This is a genomic window from Streptomyces exfoliatus (assembly GCF_000725545.1).
GTDB classification, from domain to species: Bacteria; Actinomycetota; Actinomycetes; order Streptomycetales; family Streptomycetaceae; genus Streptomyces; species Streptomyces exfoliatus.
On sequence record NZ_JNZP01000002.1, the window covers coordinates 33,751 to 54,429 of the forward strand.

At 73.3% G+C, this 20,679-nt stretch carries 16 protein-coding genes; 14 read left to right on the top strand and 2 right to left on the bottom strand.

Annotated elements, in window-relative coordinates; translation table 11 throughout:
- Positions 1-35: 35 nt before the first annotated feature.
- The 10 genes from IO20_RS0103320 to IO20_RS0103365 all read left to right on the top strand — a co-directional run bounded on the left by IO20_RS0103320 (position 36) and on the right by IO20_RS0103365 (position 14,616).
- Positions 36-1,247 carry a glycosyltransferase gene (locus tag IO20_RS0103320; RefSeq protein ID WP_030546318.1) on the top strand — a complete coding sequence of 404 codons (1,212 nt, stop codon included), beginning with the start codon at positions 36-38 and terminating at the stop codon, positions 1,245-1,247.
- A 124-nt stretch (positions 1,248-1,371) separates the two neighbouring features.
- Complete coding sequence (locus IO20_RS0103325; protein ID WP_030546316.1) at positions 1,372-2,880, top strand: right-handed parallel beta-helix repeat-containing protein; 1,509 nt, start codon at positions 1,372-1,374, stop codon at positions 2,878-2,880.
- 360 nt (positions 2,881-3,240) lie between these two features.
- Complete coding sequence (locus IO20_RS0103330; protein ID WP_030213131.1) at positions 3,241-3,492, top strand: hypothetical protein; 252 nt, start codon at positions 3,241-3,243, stop codon at positions 3,490-3,492.
- Between the two features lie 133 nt (positions 3,493-3,625).
- Positions 3,626-4,432 (top strand): HlyD family efflux transporter periplasmic adaptor subunit, encoded by an 807-nt coding sequence (locus IO20_RS0103335; protein WP_030546314.1) that lies wholly within the window; start codon positions 3,626-3,628, stop codon positions 4,430-4,432.
- Positions 4,417-6,720 (top strand): NHLP family bacteriocin export ABC transporter peptidase/permease/ATPase subunit, encoded by a 2,304-nt coding sequence (locus IO20_RS0103340; RefSeq protein ID WP_397790766.1) that lies wholly within the window; start codon positions 4,417-4,419, stop codon positions 6,718-6,720. Before IO20_RS0103335 ends, IO20_RS0103340 begins: the two co-directional genes overlap by 16 nt.
- 1 nt (position 6,721) lies before the next feature.
- On the top strand, positions 6,722-9,769 hold the full coding sequence (locus IO20_RS0103345; RefSeq protein WP_031126784.1) for an NHLP bacteriocin export ABC transporter permease/ATPase subunit: 3,048 nt from the start codon (positions 6,722-6,724) through the stop codon (positions 9,767-9,769).
- A 195-nt stretch (positions 9,770-9,964) separates the two neighbouring features.
- Positions 9,965-10,447: a DUF6643 family protein gene (locus IO20_RS0103350; protein WP_030546303.1), complete on the top strand. Its 483-nt coding sequence runs from the start codon at positions 9,965-9,967 to the stop codon at positions 10,445-10,447.
- A 54-nt stretch (positions 10,448-10,501) separates the two neighbouring features.
- On the top strand, positions 10,502-11,326 hold the full coding sequence (locus IO20_RS0103355; RefSeq protein WP_030546301.1) for an MOSC domain-containing protein: 825 nt from the start codon (positions 10,502-10,504) through the stop codon (positions 11,324-11,326).
- Positions 11,327-11,448: 122 nt separating this feature from the next.
- The gene (locus IO20_RS0103360) at positions 11,449-12,057 is read left to right on the top strand and encodes an Rv1733c family protein (RefSeq protein ID WP_030546299.1); all 609 of its coding nucleotides are present in this window, start codon (positions 11,449-11,451) and stop codon (positions 12,055-12,057) included.
- Positions 12,058-12,207: 150 nt separating this feature from the next.
- Positions 12,208-14,616: a right-handed parallel beta-helix repeat-containing protein gene (locus IO20_RS0103365; RefSeq protein ID WP_030546297.1), complete on the top strand. Its 2,409-nt coding sequence runs from the start codon at positions 12,208-12,210 to the stop codon at positions 14,614-14,616.
- Here the strand turns inward: IO20_RS0103365 and IO20_RS0103370 are convergent.
- The gene (locus IO20_RS0103370) at positions 14,586-16,976 is read right to left on the bottom strand and encodes a hypothetical protein (RefSeq protein WP_030546295.1); all 2,391 of its coding nucleotides are present in this window, start codon (positions 16,974-16,976) and stop codon (positions 14,586-14,588) included. The two genes, IO20_RS0103365 and IO20_RS0103370, sit on opposite strands and share 31 nt — an antisense overlap.
- Before the next feature lie 133 nt (positions 16,977-17,109).
- Between IO20_RS0103370 and IO20_RS0103375 the strand changes: the two genes are divergently transcribed.
- From IO20_RS0103375 to IO20_RS0103385, 3 genes are all read left to right on the top strand, one after another.
- The gene (locus IO20_RS0103375) at positions 17,110-17,937 is read left to right on the top strand and encodes a DeoR/GlpR family DNA-binding transcription regulator (protein WP_030213160.1); all 828 of its coding nucleotides are present in this window, start codon (positions 17,110-17,112) and stop codon (positions 17,935-17,937) included.
- The gene (locus tag IO20_RS0103380; RefSeq protein WP_030546293.1) at positions 17,934-18,401 is read left to right on the top strand and encodes an SRPBCC family protein; all 468 of its coding nucleotides are present in this window, start codon (positions 17,934-17,936) and stop codon (positions 18,399-18,401) included. Before IO20_RS0103375 ends, IO20_RS0103380 begins: the two co-directional genes overlap by 4 nt.
- An 83-nt stretch (positions 18,402-18,484) precedes the next feature.
- The gene (locus IO20_RS0103385) at positions 18,485-18,985 is read left to right on the top strand and encodes an SRPBCC family protein (RefSeq protein WP_030546291.1); all 501 of its coding nucleotides are present in this window, start codon (positions 18,485-18,487) and stop codon (positions 18,983-18,985) included.
- Here the strand turns inward: IO20_RS0103385 and cds1 are convergent.
- Positions 18,945-20,087, bottom strand: coding sequence for an L-cysteine desulfhydrase Cds1 (cds1, locus tag IO20_RS0103390; protein ID WP_030546289.1), 1,143 nt, complete (start codon positions 20,085-20,087; stop codon positions 18,945-18,947). The genes IO20_RS0103385 and cds1 overlap by 41 nt on opposite strands.
- 175 nt (positions 20,088-20,262) lie before the next feature.
- Between cds1 and IO20_RS0103395 the strand changes: the two genes are divergently transcribed.
- Positions 20,263-20,604 carry a hypothetical protein gene (locus tag IO20_RS0103395; RefSeq protein ID WP_030546287.1) on the top strand — a complete coding sequence of 114 codons (342 nt, stop codon included), beginning with the start codon at positions 20,263-20,265 and terminating at the stop codon, positions 20,602-20,604.
- Positions 20,605-20,679 lie beyond the last annotated feature (75 nt).

Consider the following 20,679-nt stretch of genomic DNA (forward strand, 5'->3'; position numbering starts at 1 on the left):
TTGCGAGCCCCGCGATCTGGGGCAGACTGCCGCGAATGAGCACCCTTGCCTGGTTCGCGCTCGGTTCCCTCGCCGTCTGGGGGTGGCTGGCCCTGGGCCAGGGCTTCTTCTGGCGTACGGACCAGCGGCTGCCACCGACCGCGCGCGGCCGCGCGCGCGGGGAGGCCGGCGAGGTCGCCGGCTCCGGCGGGCCGTATCCGTGGCCGTACGTGATCGTCGTCGTTCCCGCGCGGGACGAGGCCGAGGTGCTGCCGCTGAGCCTGCCGTCGCTGCTCGCCCAGGAGTATCCGGGGGTCGCGGAGGTGATCCTCGCGGACGACGGAAGTACGGACGGCACGGGGCGACTCGCCGCCGACCTCGCCGGACGGTACGGGGGCCTGCCGCTGACCGTGGTGTCGCCGGGTGAGCCGGAGCCGGGCTGGACCGGGAAGCTGTGGGCGCTGCGGCGCGGCATGGCGCTCGCACGCGCGCGTGGACCCGAGTTCCTGCTCCTGACGGACGCGGACATCGCCCATGAGCCGGACAGCCTGCGGCTCCTGGTGTCGGCGGCGGTGGCGAACGATCTGGACCTGGTGTCGCAGATGGCCCGGCTGCGGGTGGAGAGCCTGTGGGAGCGCCTGGTCGTGCCGGCGTTCGTCTACTTCTTCGCGCAGCTGTATCCCTTCCGGTGGATCAACCGGGCGCGGCCCCTGGCGACGGCCGCCGCGGGCGGTTGTGTGCTGCTGCGGACGGAGACGGCGGTGGCGGCCGACGTGCCGGACGCGATCCGGCAGGCGGTGATCGACGACGTGTCGATGGCGCGGGCGGTGCGGCGGGCCGGCGGGCGGATCTGGCTGGGGCTGGCGGAGCGGGTCGACAGTGTGCGCCCGTACCCGGGGCTCGGGGAGCTGTGGCGGATGGTCGCCCGCAGCGCGTACGCGCAGCTGCGGCACAGTCCGTTGCTGCTCGTGGGGACGGTGGCGGGTCTGGCGCTCGTCTATCTGGTGCCGCCGGTGGCCACGGTGGCGGGTGTGCTCGGCGGGGACGCGGTGGCGGCCTGGGCGGGTGGTGCGGCGTGGGCGGTGATGGCGGGGACGTACGGGCCGATGCTCCGTTACTACCGGCAGCCGCTGTGGCTCGCTCCCCTGCTGCCCTTCACCGCGTTCCTCTATCTCCTGATGACGGTGGACTCGGCGGTGCGGCACCACCGGGGCGGCGGGGCGGCGTGGAAGGGCCGGACGTACTCCCGCCCGGAGACGACTTCCTGAGACGCAAGTCGACGAAACACCCAGATCTTGATCGAAATTCGATCAATCGACAAAGGTGCGTTGACTCGATCATCGGCCGCACCTAGCTTCTGGCGGCAGCAGACCGTCAGAAGGGTGGTACGTCATGACCATCGGAGCGTTCACAGGCCGTCAGGCGGTGGGCCGTTGGCTCCTCGTCGCCGGTCTCGTCCTCAGCGGGACCGGCGCCCTCGCCGCCGTCCCCGCCTCGGCCGCGGGCAGCACCACGTACGTGGACTGCTCACGGCCGGCCGCCGGTGACGGCAGCCAGGCATCGCCGTTCAACAGCATCGGCCAGGCCAACGCGAGGACGTACGGCCCCGGCGACACGCTCGCCCTCGCGTCCGGCACCACCTGCACGGGCTCCCTCGCGCCGCGGGGCAGCGGCACCGTCACCGCCCCCGTCACCCTCACCGCCTACGGCACCGGGGCCCTGCCCGTGATCGACGGTGGCGGGGCCGCCGACGCCGTCTCCTTCACCAACCAGGACCACTGGCGGGTCAGCGGCCTCAAGCTGACCAACCCGTCCGCCACTCTCGCCCGTCGTACCGGTCTGCGGATCTCGGCCACCGACGGCACAGCGCACCGCGGTTTCGACATCGGGCATCTCGTCGTCGACCGGGTGGCCGGCCAGACGAACAAGAACAGCCCCACCACCGAGGACTTCGTCCAGTCCGCCGGCGTCGTCACGGGTGCGAGCGGCACGAACTCGACCCTCCACGACATCAAGGTCCATCACAACCAGATCAGCAACACGGGCGGCGGCGGCCTCAAGATCCGCGTCGGCGCCATGGCCGTCAAGGGCTCCGGCGTCCTGATCGAGCACAACGTCATCAAGGACGTCGGCGGTGACGGCATCATCGCCAGCTACGCCGACGCCCCCATGATCCAGTACAACAACGCGTCGGGCGTCGGCAACGGCGTGTACCCCTTCTCCGGAGGCAACTTCGCCGGCATCTGGGTGCTCGGCGACCACAACCCGACCATCCAGAAGAACGCCGTGTACGGCATCACGCGGATGTCGGTGGCCGACAGCCAGGCCTTCGACTGCGACTGGGGCAACACCGGCACCTGCACGATCCAGTACAACTTCAGCCGCGACAACATCGGCGGCTTCTTCCTCGACTGCGACGGGTGCGGCACCATCGGCGGCGCCAAGCAGATCATCCGCTACAACATCTCCGAGAACGACTGCCGCATGAGCAGCGTCAGCGCCGGCCGCTCCGCGCTGCACATGTACAACAACGTCTTCTACTGCACCGACAGGAAGTTCAGCATCACACTTCCCGACGAGAGCGTCGTCGAGAACAACATCTGGGTGGGCACCACCGACTCCCGGCTGCCCACCGACCCCGGCGTCCAGTGGCTGTGGAACGTCTTCCAGGGCGTGCCGCGCCCGACCGCCAACGGCATCGTCGGGGACCCGCACTTCCTGAACCCCGGCACGGGCGGCGACACGATCCACTCCGTCGACGGCTACAAGCTGCGCGCCACCTCCCCCGCCCTCGGCAACGGCTCCGTGATCAGCGGCAACGGAGGCCGCGACTACTGGGCCAACCCCGTGTCCGCGACCGTGAAACCGCACCGCGGCGCGTACAACGGCCCCGGTCTGTAGGGCACCGGCACTCCCGGGGTGACCACACGCCCCTTCCTCCCGGAAACCTGCACAACGTGTGCGTGTGGAGGGGCGGCGCCTTCACCGTTCCCCGACACCGGCGGGGAACGGCCCGCCCGGACAGCACCCTTCTGTCCCTTTAAGTTCCCCCGACGTGGCGGGGTGGCCGAATCTGTTACTCGGATCCGAGGAGAAGCTGTCGGCATTCGGTGAAATTGGACGCACGACCGCTTCCCGAGGTGCAGAAACGCCAGAGCAGGAGCGTCAACCGAATTAGTCGGGTCAACCGTTCGCGTGATTGGATCAAACCCGCTGCGGCCGCAGAAGACGGATTCCCCCCATGAACGAAGGGTGCGCATCATGCGTCACGACCTTGAGACCGTTGAGATCTCCGACGCCGACCTCGACGCGGTCTCCGGCGGTCTCGTCACCGTCTCCGGCGGCCTCGCCGGCGCTCTGACCAGCGACGTCACCAACCTGCTCGGCACCGTCGGCTCCCTCCAGACGGTCCAGGGCGTCGAGGGCATCGCCGCCGGCGTCCCCGGCCTGGCCTCCGGCATCACCGGTGTCTCGGTGAACACCGCGGGCATCACCGGCCTCGCCGGTATCTGAGCCGCAGGTAATCCGTGAACCCCGGAACCACCCCGGTTCCGGGGTTCACGGCCGCCCCTGATCCCGACCGCTCAAAAAGACGCCCGCGAAGAATGCGACACCAGGCGACAGAATGCAGCCGAAGGAATAGTCCGTGCAGTTCCGCCGCAATGCGCTTTCCAAGCTGCAAGCGCCCGAAGAACTCGACGTGCCCGTGCGTTTCGCGCGCCCCCAGGGCCGCCTCGTGCTCGCCGTCACCGTCATCGTCATGGCCGCCGCCGGCGTCTGGGCCCTCACCGGCACGGTGACGTCCAAGCTGACCGCCCCCGGCCTCCTCACCCACGCCGAGGGCACCTATCTGCTCCAGAGCCCCGTCTCCGGACAGGTCACGGAGGTCCTCACCGAAGAGGGCCGGGCCGTCGCCCCGGGCGCCCCCGTGCTGACCGTCCGCACGGACCGGGGCGACCGTCCCGTCCGGGCCGTCGCCGGCGGACGCGTCACCACCCTGCACGCGCGGCTGGGTTCCGTCCTCACCACGGGCGCCGACGTGGCGGCCGTCGAGCGCGTGACCGATCCGGACGCCCCCCTGGTGGCCGTCCTGTACCTGCCGGGTGACTCCGCCGCGACGGTACGCGTGGGCTCCCGGGTCGACCTCGGCGTCCAGTCCGTCCCGCGCGACCGGTTCGGCGTGCTCGTCGGCCGGGTCGCCTCCGTCGGCCGCACCCCCCAGTCGGCGGCCCAGCTCGGCTCCTTCCTCGGCGACGCGGGACTCGCCGCACGCTTCTCCCGGCAGGGCGACCCGGTCGCGGTCCTCGTGACCCTGGACCGCTCCCCCGCGACCGCCTCCGGATACGTCTGGTCCTCGGCGGACGGCCCCCCGCACGCCCCCGCCTCCCGTACGCCCGTCACCGGCGCCGTCCACCTCGCCGCGCAGCGCCCCGTCGACTGGCTGCTCCCGTGAGCGCGCGGCCCAGGGCGTCGACCCGGGCCCGACCGTCCTCGCGCAGGCTCCCGCCCGCCGCCGGTCCCCGACGCCGTACGCCCGTCCCCAGGGGAGCCGGGGGAACCAAGGGACCCAAGGCGGCCGAGGGCCGTCGGCCCCGGACCGTCCGTACCCCCACCGTGCTCCAGATGGAGGCGGTCGAGTGCGGCGCCGCCGCCCTCGCCATGGTGCTCGGCCACCACGGCCGCTTCGTCCCGCTGGAGGAGCTCCGCATCGCCTGCGGCGTCTCCCGCGACGGATCCAGGGCCGGCAACCTCCTGAAGGCCGCCCGTGGTTACGGCCTCCAGGCCAAGGGCATGCAGATGGATGTCGCCGCGCTCGCCGGGGTGGCGGGGCCTGCCGTCCTGTTCTGGGAGTTCAACCACTACGTCGTCTACGAGGGCATGGGCCGCCGCTTCGGGCGTCCCGGCGTGTACGTCAACGACCCGGGCAGCGGCCGCCGGTTCGTCCCCATGGACCAGTTCGACACCAGCTTCACCGGCATCGTGCTCACCTTCGAACCCGGCCCCACCTTCCGCCGCGGCGGCAGCCGGCCGGGCGTCCTCGCCGCCCTGCCCGCCCGGCTGCGCGGCACCTCCGGCACCATGGCCGCGGCGGTCGTCGCCAGCCTGCTCCTGGTGGCCGCCGGCGCCTGGGTGCCGGCCCTGAGCCGTACGTACATCGACATGTTCCTCATCGGGAACCAGACGTCCCTGCTCGGCGTGGTCTTCGCGGCGATGGCGACCACCCTCGTCCTCACCGCCACCCTCACCGCCCTCCAGCAGGCCAATCTGCTGCGCGGGCGCATCATCGCCTCCACCCTGGGCAGCGCCCGCTTCCTGCGGCATCTGCTGCGGCTCCCGCTCGCCTTCTACGCCCAGCGCAGCCCCGCGGACCTCGTCCAGCGTCTCCAGTCCAACGACGCCGTCGCCGAGACCCTCGCCCGCGACCTGGCCGCCGCGGCCGTCGACGCCGTCGTCGTGCTGCTCTACGCGGTACTGCTGTGGACGTACGACCCGCAGCTCACCGTCGTCGGCGTGCTCATCGCCCTGCTCAACCTCCTCGCCCTGCGCGTCGTCATCCACCTGCGGGCCACCGGTACGCAGAGGCTGCGCGCCGAGAGCGCCCGGCTGACCAACACCGCGTACAGCGGGCTCCAGCTCATCGAGACGATGAAGGCCACGGGCGGCGAGGACGGCTTCTTCCGTCGCTGGGCCGGACAGCACGCCACCACCCTCGACGTGCAGCAGCGGCTCGGCGTGCCCAGCGCCTGGCTGGCGGTCGTCGCGCCCACCCTCGCCGCGCTCAACAGCGCGCTGATCCTCACGATCGGCGGCCTGCGGGCCGTGGAGGGGCACCTCACCGTCGGACTGCTCGTCGCCTTCCAGGCCCTCGTGACCGGCTTCACGGCACCGATCACCCGGCTCAACGGCGTGGCGGGCCGCGTCCAGGACTTCGCCGCCGACGTCGCCCGCCTCAGGGACGTCGAGGACTTCCCCGTCGACCCGGTCCACACCCGGCGCGCCCCGCACGCCCCGACCCGCCGGCTCACCGGGCACGTCGAACTGGAGGGCGTCACCTTCGGATACAGCCCCCTGGACGCCCCCCTGCTCAAGGACTTCCGGCTCACCGTCGGCCCCGGGCAGCAGGTCGCCCTGGTCGGCGGCTCCGGCAGCGGCAAGTCCACCGTCTCGCGGCTGATGTCCGGCCTCTACACGCCGTGGGAGGGCGCGATCCGCATCGACGGGATGCGCCTGGAGGACATCCCGCGCAGCGCCCTCGCGGCCTCCGTCTCCTTCGTCGACCAGGACGTCTTCCTCTTCGAGGGCACCGTCCGCGACAACGTGGCGCTCTGGGACCCCTCCGTGCCGGACGAGGCGGTCGTCGCCGCCCTCCAGGACGCCGCCGTGTACGACGTGGTCGCCCGCCGCCCCGGCGGCATCCGCAGCCGCGTCGAGCAGGACGGCCGCAACTTCTCCGGCGGCCAGCGCCAGCGCCTGGAGATCGCCCGCGCCCTGGTGCGCCGCCCCAGCGTCCTGATCCTCGACGAGGTGACCAGCGCCCTCGACGCGGCGACCGAACAGATCGTCATCGACAACCTGCGGCGGCGCGGCTGCGCCTGCGTGGTCATCGCCCACCGGCTGAGCACCGTGCGCGACAGCGACGAGATCGTCGTCCTCGACCGGGGCACGGTCGTCGAACGCGGGCGCCACGAACAGCTCGTCGCCGCGGGGGGCGCGTACGCGGCCCTGGTCAAGGAGCACTGAGGTGACGTTTCCCCAACCGCCCGCCGACCCCACCGGCGTACGGCACGGCGGCGGCGCCCCCGACCCGGTCGTGGCGGCCCTGGGCGCCCTCGGCACGGCGGTCGACTGCGCCGGCCTGAGCAGCGTCCCCCTCGAAGGGCCGCACGTCCTCTGGCTCGTCGTCGACGGCGCGCTCGACCTCTTCGCCGTCGACGCGGCACGGCTCGGCCCGTGGCACTTCCTGGGCCGTCTCGGGGCGGGCACGCTGCTCCTGGGGCCGGTCGAAGGACCCGCGCACACCCTGATCGGCCGCCCCGCGCAGGGCTGCCTGCTGCGCCGCGTCGAGCTGCGCGAACTGGCGTACGCGGCGGGGCAGTACGCCGGTCAGGGGTACGGAGAGCACGGGTACGGAGAGCAGGGGTACGGGCAGCGGGGACACGGCGGCCACGACGGGTACGGAGGGCAGGCGTACGGGGAGCAGGGGTACGGCGGCCGGTGGTACGAGGGCCAGTGGTACGAGGACCAGGGCGCGGACGGGACGCGGGCCGAGCCCCCTCCCAGTCCCCTGGAGCACGCCTTCGCGCTCGGCATCGGGCGCGGGCTGCGGGTCCTGTACCAGGCCACCCTCGACGGCGGCTCCACCGCCGGCACGGGCGACGACGACGTCCTCTGGATGCGGCTGGCCCCGGGCAGCATCGCGTACGGGGCCGCGTACGAGGGCTATGAGGGGTACGAGGGGTACCCGGCCCACGAGGGCCACCAGAGCCCCGGCGCGGGCACGCTCCTCGTCGACCCCGCGACCTGGCAGGGCATGGTCGACCAGCAGTACCGGCTGCTGCACGCCCTGGACGGCTGGATCGAGCAGCTCGAACGCGACCACGAGGACCGCGCGGCGGCCGGGGTCGAGGCGGGCGAGGCGGCCCGCACCACGGCCGACCGCACCCTGCTCGCCTCCATCGGCCGCCCCGGTGGGCCGGGCGCCCGGGGCCGCGCGGGCGCCGACGCGACCTACGCGGTGTGCCGGGCCGTGGCCGACGAGGCGCGCATCACGCTCGTGGAACCGGCGGACGCGGGCGACGCCTTCGGCGCGGACCCCGGGTGCCCCGACCCCGTCGAGCGGATCGCGCTCGCCTCGCGGATCCGCACCCGGGGCGTCCGCCTCGGCGACCGCTGGTGGCGCGAGGACAGCGGACCCCTGGTGGGTCACCGCGCGGCCGACGGGACACCGGTCGCACTGCTGTGGCGACGCGGCCGGTACGTGGCCTTCGACCCGGCCACGGGCGAGCGGGAGCGCGTCGGCCGGGCGGGCGCGGCCGCGTTCGCGCCGAGCGCCGTCATGTTCTACCGCCCGCTGCCCGACCGGCCGCTGAGTCTGCCTCAGCTGCTCAGGTTCAGCCTGCGGGGCACCCGGGCGGAGCTGCGCGCCCTGCTCCTGGGCGGGCTCGTGGCGGTCGTCCTGGGCGCCCTGGTGCCCGTGGCGACGGGCAAGGTGCTCGGCACGTACGTACCCGCTGCCGAGACCGGGCTCATCGTGCAGACCGGCGTGGCGGTCATCGCGACCAGCATCGTGTCGGCCGCCTTCATGCTGCTGCAGAACACGGCGATCCTGCGGATGGAGGGCCGGATCGAGGCCACCCTCCAGCCGGCCGTCTGGGACCGGCTGCTCCGGCTGCCGACGACGTTCTTCGCGGGCCGCTCGACCGGCGAACTGGCCGGTGCCGCCATGGGCGTCAGCGCCATCCGGCGGGTCCTGTCCGGCATCGGTCCCGTGGTCGTCCAGGCGGGCACCGTCGGCACGGTCAACCTGGTGCTGCTGCTCGTCTACAGCGTGCCCCTGGCCCTGGTCGCGCTCGCCCTGCTGCTCGCCACGGCCGCGGTCTTCCTGGGCCTCGGGCTGTGGCAGCTGCGGTACCAGCGGCAGCTGATCCTGCTCGGCAACAAGCTCGACAACCAGGCCTTCCAGACCCTGCGCGGTCTGCCGAAGCTGCGCGTCGCGGCGGCCGAGAGCTTCGCCTACGCGGCCTGGGCGGGGCGGTTCGCCCGTACCCGCGAACTGCACCGGCGCGTCGGGCGGATCAAGAACGTCCTCGCGGTCCTCGGCGCGGTCTGTCTGCCGCTGTGCACGCTGGTGATGTTCGCGCTCCTGGCCGGGCCCGCCCGCGGCACGCTGTCCGCGAGCGAGTTCCTCACCTTCAGCACCGCCGTCACGATGATGCTGTCCTCGGTCACGCAGCTGACCGGCGCGCTCCTCTCGGCCGCCGCCGTGCAACCCATGTTCGAGCAGATCAGGCCGGTGTTCCGGGCGACGCCCGAGGTGCGCGGCTCCAGCGTCAGGCCCGGTGAGCTGACCGGGGCGATCGAGGCCGAGAACCTGTCCTACCGCTACGGCGAGGACGGTCCGCTGGTGCTCGACGGGGTCGATCTGCGGGTGCGGCCGGGCGAGTTCGTGGCGATCGTCGGGGCCAGCGGCTGCGGCAAGTCCACCCTCCTGCGGCTGCTCATCGGGTTCGACCGGCCGGTCTCCGGGACCGTGCGGTACGACGGGCAGGATCTCGCGGCCCTCGACCAGGCGGCCGTGCGGCGCCAGTGCGGGGTCGTGCTCCAGAACGCCCAGCCGTTCTCCGGCTCCGTCCTCGACTGCATCCGCGGCGCCGGGACGTACCCCCTGGAGGACGCGTGGGCCGCTGCGGCGATGGCGGGCCTGGCGGAGGACATCAAGGCCATGCCCATGGGCATGCACACGATGCTGTCCGACGGCGGAGGCAGCGTCTCGGGCGGGCAGCGGCAGCGGCTGATGATCGCCCAGGCGCTGATCCGCAGGCCGCGCGTCCTCTTCTTCGACGAGGCGACCAGCGCGCTGGACAACGAGGCCCAGCGGACCGTCATCGAGTCGACGCGTGCCCTGAACGCGACCCGGGTGGTGATCGCCCACCGGCTGTCCACGATCATGGACGCGGACCGGGTGATCGCGATGGCGGACGGACGCGTCGTCCAGGAAGGCACCCCCGCCGAACTCCTCGCCGACACCACCGGTCTCTTTCACGAGCTGGTCCGGCGTCAACTCGGCTGATAGTCGCGTGATTACTATCGGTAATAGATCGATAATCCTGAGTTTCCCGCGCTCAAGATCAACGGAAAAGGTCCCCCGTTGTTTACGCAGACTTTAACGCTGTTTTGGCAGGTCAGCCCGACAAAAACAGCGTAAATCGGATGACCGTAAGATGGGGGCTCCCCAACCGGCACATCGTGGGCTTAACTTATGGCCATGACCTCCCCCCGCTCCACCTATGGAGGCGGTTACCACACCGCGCCGTCCTTCCCGGACACCCCGATCTACGACTCCCTGGTCGCGGAGCGGGGCACGCCTCAGATCGCCCCGATCCGAGTGCCCGCCGCCTACGACACCGGCAGCAGCTACCCCACGAGCGGCTCCTACCTGCCGGCGCTTCCCGCGGCACTGCCCGCCCTCCCGGCGGCGCCCACCCCGCAGCCCTCCTACGGCAACGGTTACGGATACCCGCAGCCCGCGCCGCAGATGGCCCCCGTGCCCCTGCAGCACGCCCCCGCCCCGTACATCCCGCAGCAGCCGGTGGCTCCGCGCGGCTACCAGGCCGGCCAGTACGCGCAGCCGCCCCGCCCCGCTCCCGCGGGGTACGAGGCGATGCGTCCGGCTGCCCCCCGGCCCGCGCCCGCTCCCGCGCCGTACGACGACCCGTACAACCGTCCCTACCAGGGCGGGGGTTACTGACCGGCACCGCACACCGGGCGACGTCGGGTCCGGAGCGGCTGGCAGGATGACCGTATGCCGACTCCTGTACTCCGCTCCGTCCACGTCCACCCGGTGAAGGCCATGCGCTCACTGGCCCCCACGGAGGCCGAGGTCCAGCCCTGGGGGCTGGCCGGGGACCGCCGGTGGGCCGTCGTCGACGCGGCGGACAAGGTCGTGACCCAACGCCGTCACCCCCGGATGGCGTTGGCCACGGCGGAGCCGCTGCCGGGCGGCGGGATCATCCTGTCGGCTCCCGGCCACCCGCCGGTGACGGTCGAGGTGCCGCACCCCTCGTCCACCGTCACCATGGAGATCTTCGACAATTTCGTGGAGACCGTGCCCGCCGCCCCGACGGCGGCCGCGTGGCTCTCCGCGTACCTGGAGGGCGATTTCCGGCTCGTCCACATGGACGCGCCCGAGCACCGGCGGCCGGTCGACCCGGAGTACGCGCTGCCCGGCGAGACGGTGAGCTTCGCGGACGGCTACCCGCTGCTCGTCGCCACCACGTCCTCGCTCGACGCCCTCAACTCGCTCATCGCGCAGGGGGACCACGCCCACGAGGGCCCCCTTCCGATGAACCGGTTCCGGCCGAACCTCGTGATCGGGGGGACCTCGCCCTGGGCCGAGGACGGCTGGACACGGCTCGCCGTCGGCGAGGTCACCTTCCGGGTCGCCAGGCCCTGCGGGCGCTGTGTCGTCACCACCACGAACCAGGTCACCGCCGAGCGGGGCAAGGAGCCGCTGCGCACCCTCGCCCGGCACCGCAAGAACGACGGCCGGGTCATCTTCGGCCAGAACCTCGTCCCCGAGCACACCGGAACGGTCCGGGTCGGCGACGAGGTGAAGATCCTGGACTGAGCCGGAGACCGCGGCGGCGCCCGGCCCCGGGCACCCGTCACACTTCACCGGCCCGGCAGGCGGGGAACGCCGCCCCGGGGCACACTCGTCGGAAGGAGCGGTGACGACGAGGGGGTCCCGACGTGCGCGCAGCCATCGGACTCTGGCGCTGGCGGCACAATCCCCTGCGCCGGACCACTGATCTCGTCGAGGCCTGGGCCGCCTTCATCGCGGCCGTCCTGCTCTGTCTCGTGGTGCCCCTGACCGGCTGGGCGGCCGGTTCCTCCGCCGACGTCACGCTCCAGCGCGCGGTCCGCGCCCAGCAGGAGCAGCGCGTCCCGACGACGGCCCGGGTGGTACGGGCCGCCGAGCGGCCGGTGAGCGCGGCGGGGACCGCCGAGGCGGGGGACCAGGAGAGCGGGCGCCGCTCGGTGGTGGCCCGGTGGACCGCGCCGGACGGCTCGGCCCGTACGGGCACGGTGACGACGGCCCGGCGGACCTCCGCACCCGGCGCCTCCTTCCCGCTCTGGACGGACCGGGACGGACGTCCGGTGGCGCCGCCGATGCAGGCGGGCACGGCGCGGGCGCACGCGTTCATCGCCGGTCTGACGACCGCGCTCCTCGCGGGCCTCCTGGTGGAGACCGTCCGCCGCCTCGTCGTACGCCGGCTCGTGCTGCTGCGGTACGCGCGCCTCGACCGCGCGTGGGCGGCGACCGGCCCGGACTGGGGCCGCACCGGAACCGGCAGTTGAGGCCGTGGGGAGGGCCAGGGGGTGTCTTGCTGATCCGGCATGATCGACAAGACACCCCCGGCTCGCGACCCGTCAACCCCGCGGCCCGGCGCGCGCTACGGTGGGGCATCGGATCAGCGGCGAGGCATCAGGCGGGGGCAGGACACACCCATGGCACAGGGCACGGTCCAGGTGACGCACACCGGCACATCGCGGTGGCGGCGCCGCACGGGTGAGTACCCCTCGCTCGCCGCCGCCCTGGAGGCCGCGGGCGACGGGGACGTGCTCACCGTCGCGCCCGGCACCTACCGGGAGAACCTCGTGGTGCGGCGGGCCGTCACCCTGCGCGGCCCCGAGGGCGCGGTCGGCTCGGTGCGGATCGCCCCGCCGGACGGGGTGCCGCTGACGATCCGCGCCTCCGTCACCGTGCAGGACCTCCACATCGAGGGGCAGGACGTCGCCGCGCCCGCGCTGCTCATCGAGGACGGCACGCCGGAGCTGCTCGACCTGCGGATCATGACCCGCTCGGCCGCCGGGATCGAGGTGCGGGGCGCGGCCCGGCCGACGGTGCGCCGCTGCACGGTCGACAATCCCGCCGGGGTCGGCATCGCCGTACTCGACGGGGCGGGCGGGGTGTTCGAGGAGTGCGAGGTGGTGTCCGCCGGGCAGGCGGGCGTCTCGGTGCGCGGCGGGGCGCATCCGCGTCTCGAACGCTGCCGGGTGCACCACTCCTCCGGGGCGGGGATCGCGGTGACCGGCGAGGGCAGCGGCCTGGAGGGCGTCGGCTGCGAGGTGTACGAGATCAAGGGCGCCGGGCTCCAGATCGCGGCCCGCGCCACCGCCCACTTCACGGACTCCTCGGTGCACCGCACGTCGGGGGACGGCATCACGCTCGACACGGACGCGGTGCTCACGCTGTCGGACTGCGACATCCACGACGTCCCGGAGAACGCCGTCGACCTGCGCTCGCGCTCGGTCCTGACGCTGACCCGGTCGACCGTCCGCCGCTTCGGCCGCAACGGTCTGTCGGTGTGGGACCCGGGGACGCGGGTGGACGCCAACCAGTGCGAGATCCACGACAGCACGGGCGACTACCCGGCGGTGTGGGTGAGCGACGGGGCGACCGCCGTCCTCGACGCGTGCCGGGTGCACGACGTGCCGGACGCGCTGTTCGTCCTCGACCGGGGTTCGCGCGTGGACGTCGTCGACAGCGATCTGTCGCAGGTGCGGAACACGGCGGTCTCGGTGAGCGACGGGGCGACGGCGCAGCTCGACGACTGCCGGATCCGGGAGGCCTCGACGGGCGCCTGGTTCCGGGACCACGGCAGCGGCGGCACCCTCGGCAACTGCACCATCGACTCCGTGCAGACCGGCGTCATCGTCACCAAGGGCGCCGACCCGACGATCGAGCGGTGCACGGTCACGTCGCCCGCCGAGGCAGGTTTCTACGTGTCGGCGGAGGGCCGCGGCTCCTTCCACGGCTGCCGGGTCACGGGCAGCGGCGGGTACGGCTTCCACGTCACGGACGGCTGCCGTACAACGCTGCGCAAGTGCCGTACGGAGCGGTGCGCGCGCGGGGGTTACGAGTTCCCCGAGGAGGGTGCGAGCGCGGAGGACTGCACCAGCGACGAGAGCGCGGTCCGCTCCTCCGTACCCGACGGGGGGACGGTCCTGACGGCGACGCAGTCGGCGGGGCTCCTGGGGACGGTGCCCGCGCCGCGCGTCCAGACGGCCGTACCCCAGGCCGTGCCGGAGCCGGTGACCTCCTCCCGTTCCTCGCAGGACGTGCTCGGGGAGCTGGACGCCCTGGTGGGTCTGGAGAGCGTCAAGCTGGAGGTCCGCACCCTCACCAACATGATCGAGGTGGGGCGACGGCGTCAGGAGGCCGGCTTCAAGGCGGCCTCGGTCCGCCGCCATCTGGTCTTCACGGGCAATCCGGGTACGGGCAAGACGACGGTGGCCCGCCTGTACGGCGAGATCCTGGCCTCCCTCGGGGTCCTGGAGCGCGGGCATCTGGTGGAGGTGTCCCGGGTCGACCTGGTCGGCGAGCACATCGGCTCGACGGCGATCCGGACCCAGGAGGCCTTCGACCGGGCGCGGGGCGGGGTGCTGTTCGTCGACGAGGCGTACGCCCTGTCTCCGGAGGACTCGGGGCGGGACTTCGGCCGTGAGGCGATCGACACGCTGGTGAAGCTGATGGAGGACCACCGGGACGCGGTGGTGGTCATCGTCGCGGGATACACGGCGGAGATGGAGCGCTTCCTCACGGTCAACCCGGGTGTGGCGTCGCGCTTCTCGCGGACCATCACGTTCGGCGACTACGAGCCTGAGGAGCTGCTGCGGATCGTGGGGCAGCAGGCGGACGAGCACGAGTACCGGCTCGCTCCGGGCACGGACGAGGCGCTGCTCGTGTACTTCACGAAGCTGCCCAAGGGCCCGGCGTTCGGCAACGGCCGTACGGCGCGTCAGACGTTCGAGTCGATGGTGGAGCGGCACGCGGGCCGGGTCGCCGCGCTCGCCGAGGCGAGCACGGACGACCTGACGCTGCTCTACCCGGAGGACCTGCCGGAGCTTCCCTGATCCGCGGTCTCGTGAGGACCACGCTGCCGGGGCATGGCGGGCAGCAGCTGGTCGAGGAGGGCGGAGCGCCGGTGCGCGAAGGCCGGGTCGGCCTGGTAGCCGGAGTGGCCCAGGATCGGTTCGGGCAGCGGGTGTTCGCGGGTGCGGCCGTAGGCGACGGGGTCGGGGAGGACCGGGGCGTCGACGGCCGGCCTGCCGTCGGCGGCGGGGACCCTGACGGGTCCGCCGATGGGGTCGGTGGCGCGGTACAGGTTGCTCCAGCAGGAGACCGTACGGTTCAGGGCACGCAGCGCGTCGGGGCCGAAGTACGCGGGGAACCAGCGCCCGTAGAGCCGCTCCAGGGGTGATCCGTACGTGAGGAGCGCGACGCGGCCCCGGGTGGCGGGCGGCAGCTGCCAGACGGCGGCTGCGGCGAGGACGCTGCCCTGGGAGTGCCCGGAGATGACGAGCCGGCCGCCGGTGCTCCGCGTCCAGGAGCTCATCCGCCAGGTCAGGTCGGGCACCGCCCGTTCGGCATAGCAGGGCGGGGCGAAGGGGTGGGCGGCGCGCGGCCAGAAGGTGCCGACGTCCCAGAGGATGCCGATGGTGCGGCGGGCGGAGGCGTCCTTGTAGGCGCGGCGGCCCCAGGTGACGAAGAGCAGGAAGCCGAAGCCGATCATCCAGGAGCCGAGGGCCTGGGTGGCGGAGGCGAGCGACGCGACGGCCGGGTGGGCGCCGTCGAAGGCCCGTCCGGGAACGTTTCCGCTGGCCCAGGCTCCGGCGACGGAGGCGGCGCCGAGCAGCAGGGTGGCGCCGGAGACCACGCCGACGAGGACGGGCGCGGAGTCGGTGAGCGCCGCCCGCGCCCGGCCGGAGGCGATCTGTCCCGTACGGACCGGGTCGCCCTCGCCGGAGGCGTCGTAGTCGGCCTCGACCGTGGCGCGCAGCCGCCGGCCGGCGAGCACGGTCCGTACGGCGAGGAGGGCGGCGGGCGCGAGCAGCAGCAGGAGCAGGACGGGGATGACGGACGCCTGCCAGCTGAGCAGCACGGGCGGAGCGATCCGGGGGCCGCCGTGGGCCGCGCCGGGGCCGTCGAGCCAGTCGGCGACGCGCTGGGCGACGCCCCCGGACATGACGCCGGCGAGGGCGCAGGCGAGCATGGCGACGGCGGGGCCGCCGAGTCCGCGCAGGGCGGTGCGCGGGTGCCTGCCGGGCCGCTGGAGCAGCAGGGCGACCACGCCGAGGGCGACGACCAGGCCGCCCTGGACGACGGTGAGGGTGCCGAAGGCGGCGTTGCCGGGGAGGGCACCGCCGGAGGTCCAGCCGGGCCGTGACCAGCCGGCGTAGAGGGCGGTGAGCAGGAGGAGGGCGAGCGAGGCGCCGGGCAGCCAGGAGACGAGGGTGCGTTCGACGCGCAGGTCGAGGCGGCGTTCGCTGCGGCCGCGGCGGCAGACGACGAGGACGACGAGGACGAGGAAGGCGGCGACGGCGACCTGGAGGGCCGGTCCGATGACGGCGCCGGCGCCGGGGGCGGTGGCGTCGTGCCGTGCGGTGGCCGTGGCGAGGGCGGCGGCGACGGTGAGGAAGCCGGCGGCGGTGTGGGCGGCTCTGAGGCGGGCGACGAGCCGGCGCCCGAACCAGAAGCCGGGACGACCGAGGGCCGGCCGGATCCCCCCGGGGCCGGGAGCACCCTCGCCCCGGTCGGCGGTCTCCGTGTCGGCGTCCGGTTCGGCCACGGGGGCGTCGTAGCCGGTGGGCGGGCGCTGGGCCTCGTACGCGCTCCAGGTCCGGTTCGACAGGTACCAGAGGAGACCGACGAGCGCGGTCGGGACCAGGGCGGCGAGCGCGAGCCGGCGGCCGGGCGGGGACCACCAGCCGTCGCGGACCGGGGAGAGGAAGCCGAGCCAGGAGTACGTGTCGGCGCAGGCGGCGGTCCCCGCGCACTGCCAGGCCGTCAGGTCGAGCGCGACCTCGCAGGCCGCGGCGGTCAGGAGCACGGTGAGCGTGAGGGCGACGAGCCGGACGAGGACCCCGTACAGCCGGACGAGCCGCGGACGGCCCTGGGCGGGCGGCCTCATCCAGTGCGCCAGGTTGGCGACCATGAACGGCAGGAGCAGCAGCCACAGGGCGCGGGTGCCGTCGCCCGAGGTGAGGTTGGACCAGCAGTACGCCTCGGGGATCGGGCGGGCCGCGTACCGCTCGGGTTGGTCCTCGGCCTCGGTGTCCTCTGCGCGCCGGTACACGGCGGCGGTGCGGTCGCCGGTGACCCGTACGGTCCTGGGATCGTCGAGCATGTCCTGGGGGGTGGCTCCGCCGACTCCGTGGACGAGGAGTTCGAGCGCCGCGCCCCCGCTCTCCGGGGCGGGTGTGGCAGGGGACACTGAGGGGACTTCCTCTCAGGGTGGGAAGATGCGACGTCGGCATCAGGATCGCGGACGGTCGTGCACCCGCGCACCGTTCTCACCGAATCCGACGACCATCCCCTTGTCCCCTGCGGAAGGACCGGCCCCGGCGGTGACTGACAACCAGAACCTCCTCGCGGAGCAGCGGCGTGCCCTGATCCTCGACGAGGTCCGGCGGCGCGGCGGTGTCCGGGTCAACGAACTGACCCGGCGCCTCAGCGTCTCGGACATGACGATCCGTCGCGACCTGGACGCGCTGGCCCGCCAGGGCATGCTGGCCAAGGTGCACGGCGGAGCCGTTCCGGTGGTCGAGGCGAGCACCCACGAGCCGGGTTTCGCCGCCAAGTCGGTGCTCGAACCGAGCGCCAAGGACGACATCGCCCGGTCGGCGGCGGCCCTGGTCCCGCCGGGCGCGGCGATCGCGCTGTCCGGAGGGACGACCACCTACGCCCTGGCCCGGCACCTGCTCGACGTGCCGGACCTGACGGTGGTGACGAACTCGGTGCGGGTCGCCGACGTGTTCCACGAGGACCGACTCGCCGGGGGCGGGGGCGAGTCGCGGCGCGGGGCGGCGACGGTCGTCCTGACGGGCGGGATGCGCACCCCGTCCGACGCGCTGGTGGGGCCTGTGGCGGACCGGGCGGTCCGCTCGCTCCACTTCGACCTGCTGTTCCTCGGGGTGCACGGCATCTCGGTGGAGGCGGGCCTCTCGACGCCGAACCTGGCGGAGGCGGAGACGAACGGCTGTCTGATGCGTTCGGCGCGCCGGGTCGTGGTCGTCGCCGACCACACCAAGTGGGGCACGGTGGGCCTGAGTTCGTTCGCCGATCTGGACGAGGTGGACACCTGGGTGACGGACCGGGGGCTGCCCGAGGGCGTGCGCGCCGAGGTCCTCGAACATCTTCCGGGGCTCGTGGTGGCGGGCGAGGAACAGGCGTGAGCCTCTTCCGGGTCGAGCGGCGGGTGCCGCTGGCGCCCGAGGAAGTGTGGCGGCGGCTGACGGACTGGCCGGCGCACGGCCGCCAGGTGCCGCTGACCCGGACGAGGGTGCTGACGCCCGGGCCGAACGGGGCAGGGACCCGGTTCACGGCCCGTACGGGCGTCGGCCCGCTGTCCTTCGACGACCCGATGGAGGTCGTGCGCTGGGAACCCCCGGCGGCCGGCCGGCCGGGAACGTGCCGCCTGGAGAAGTCGGGCCGGGTGGTGCGGGGCTGGGCCCTGGTCGAGGTGACGGAGACGCCCGGCGGCGGCTCCCGGGTGGTGTGGACGGAGGAGCTGACGGTACGGGGGGTGCCGGGGGCCTTCGATCCCGTACTGGCGCGTGCGGGGCGACTGTTGTTCGGGCGGGCGGTGGACGGGCTGCTGCGCGATCCCCGGGGCGGGCGGGGCCGTTCCGTCGGATAGGACCCCGGCGACCCGACCCCTGTGCCGTTGACACTTCGTCAGCTAGGGTGCCCTTTCGCTTCCGTCCAGGGGAGGTACGGTCCATGGCACGCCGACTGAGGCCGGTGGAGCTCGACTTCACCGCATCCGCGCCCGTCCGTCTGGTCTTCACCGCCACCCTCGCGGCGCCGCCCGCGGCCGTCTACCGGTCGCTCGCCGTGGAGGTGGGAAGCCTGCCCGCCTGGTTCACCTCGGTGGCCTCCGCCGTCCCGAACGGTGACGGGGCCGGCCGGACCGTCCGCCTGCGGGGCGGGATCCTCTTCGAGGAGACGGTCCTCGCCTCCGAGCCCGACGTCCGGTACGCCTACCGGGTGGACGCCACGAACGCCCCCGGCGTCACCGCCCTCGCGGAGGAGTGGTCCCTCTCCCCCGCCGGGAAGGGCACCCGGCTGCGGTGGACCATGGCGGCCGACGGCGCGGCCCCGTTCCGGGTCGGGCTGCGCCTCGCGGGCCCGGGCGTGGGGATGTCGTTCCGGGACGCCGCGCGCCGGCTCGACCGGCGGCTCACTCCGGCCAGGCCCCGGACGCCAGGAACCGTTCGATAGCGGCGCTGTAGGGGGCGATGTCGAGCCCCTGGGCGGCCAGCCAGTCGTCGGAGTAGTACTTGTCGAGGTACCGCTCGCCGGGATCGCAGATCAGGGTGACGATGCTGCCGGTCCGCTCGTGGGCGACCATCTCCGCCACGATCTTGAAGGCGCTCCACAGGCCGGTGCCGGTGGAGCCGCCCGCCTTGCGGCCGATCGCGGTCTCCAGGGCGCGGCAGGCGGCGACGCTCGCCGCGTCGGGCACCTTCATCATGCGGTCGACGGCGCCGGGCACGAAGCTCGGCTCCATCCGGGGACGGCCGATGCCCTCGATGCGCGAACCGCAGTCCGCGGTGGCGTTCGGGTCGTCGTGCGTCCAGCCGTCGAAGAAACAGGAGTTCTCCGGGTCGGCGACACAGATGCGGGTGTCGTGCTGCATGTAGTGCACGTACCGGGCGATGGTCGCCGAGGTGCCGCCGGTGCCGGCGGTGGCCACGATCCAGGCGGGCTCCGGATAGCGCTCCAGCCTCAGCTGCTGGTACATCGATTCGGCGATGTTGTTGTTGCCGCGCCAGTCGGTGGCCCGCTCCGCGTAGGTGAACTGGTCCATGTAGTGGCCGCCGGTGCGCTCCGCGAGGGCCGCGGCCTCCTCGTACATCGTGCGCGAGTCCTCGACGAAGTGGCACTGCCCGCCGTGGAACTCGATGAGCCGGCACTTCTCGGGGCTGGTCGTCCGGGGCATGACCGCGATGAACGGCACGCCGATGAGCTTGGCGAAGTAGGCCTCGGAGACGGCGGTCGAACCGCTGGAGGCCTCGATGACGGGCTTCCCCGGCCGCACCCAGCCGTTGCACAGCGCGTACAGGAAGAGGGAGCGGGCCAGACGGTGCTTGAGGCTGCCGGTGGGGTGGGTGGACTCGTCCTTGAGGTAGAGGTCGATGCCCCACTTCTCGGGGAGCGGGAAGCGCAGCAGGTGCGTGTCCGCCGAACGGTTGGCGTCTGCCTGGACCTTGCGGACGGCCTCCTTGAGCCACGACCGGTACGCGGGATCGCTGCGGTCGACGTCGACGGTCACCGCCGCGACGGCCGCCCGGTTCGCCACGCTGTTGTCCGTGGTGCTCATACGCGCCTCTCCTCGGTCGCTTCCGCTCACTCCCCCGCTGCCGACAATACCCCTCTCACCTGGGCAAACGTTTCCTTTGACTCTCCATAGGGATGACTTGAGGGTGGGCCACTGGTGCGGGCGGGAGCGGCCCGGCACACTGGGAACGACAACCGGGTGAAAGGGGCGGATCGGCATGTCAGAACCCGAGTTCAGCGCCAGGGGCGTACGCATCGACCGCTGGCCGCGTTCGCTGACGCGCGCGGGCGAGGTACGCATCGAGGACGGGCGGCTCGCCCTCCTCACGAGTTACGGCAGCGAGATCGACAGCGCGCCCGTGGAGAAGGTCCGGGCGGGGCGGCCGTGGTTCGCGAAGTCCGACGAGACGGTCGCGACGGTGAACGGCACCCGCTACCGGCTCACCCTGCACCGGGACGAGCGGGGCGGCGAGGCCGGCGGCGGTGAGGCCGGTGGGGGCGAGGCGGAGGAGTCCGGCCGCTTCCTCGCGGCACTGAAGCGGGCCGCCAAGCGGCGCTGAGGGCGTCCGACGGGCGGCGTCGGCAGAAGCCGCCGTCGCCGTGAGTTGCGGGGCGGTCACCACTGGTTCACGCTG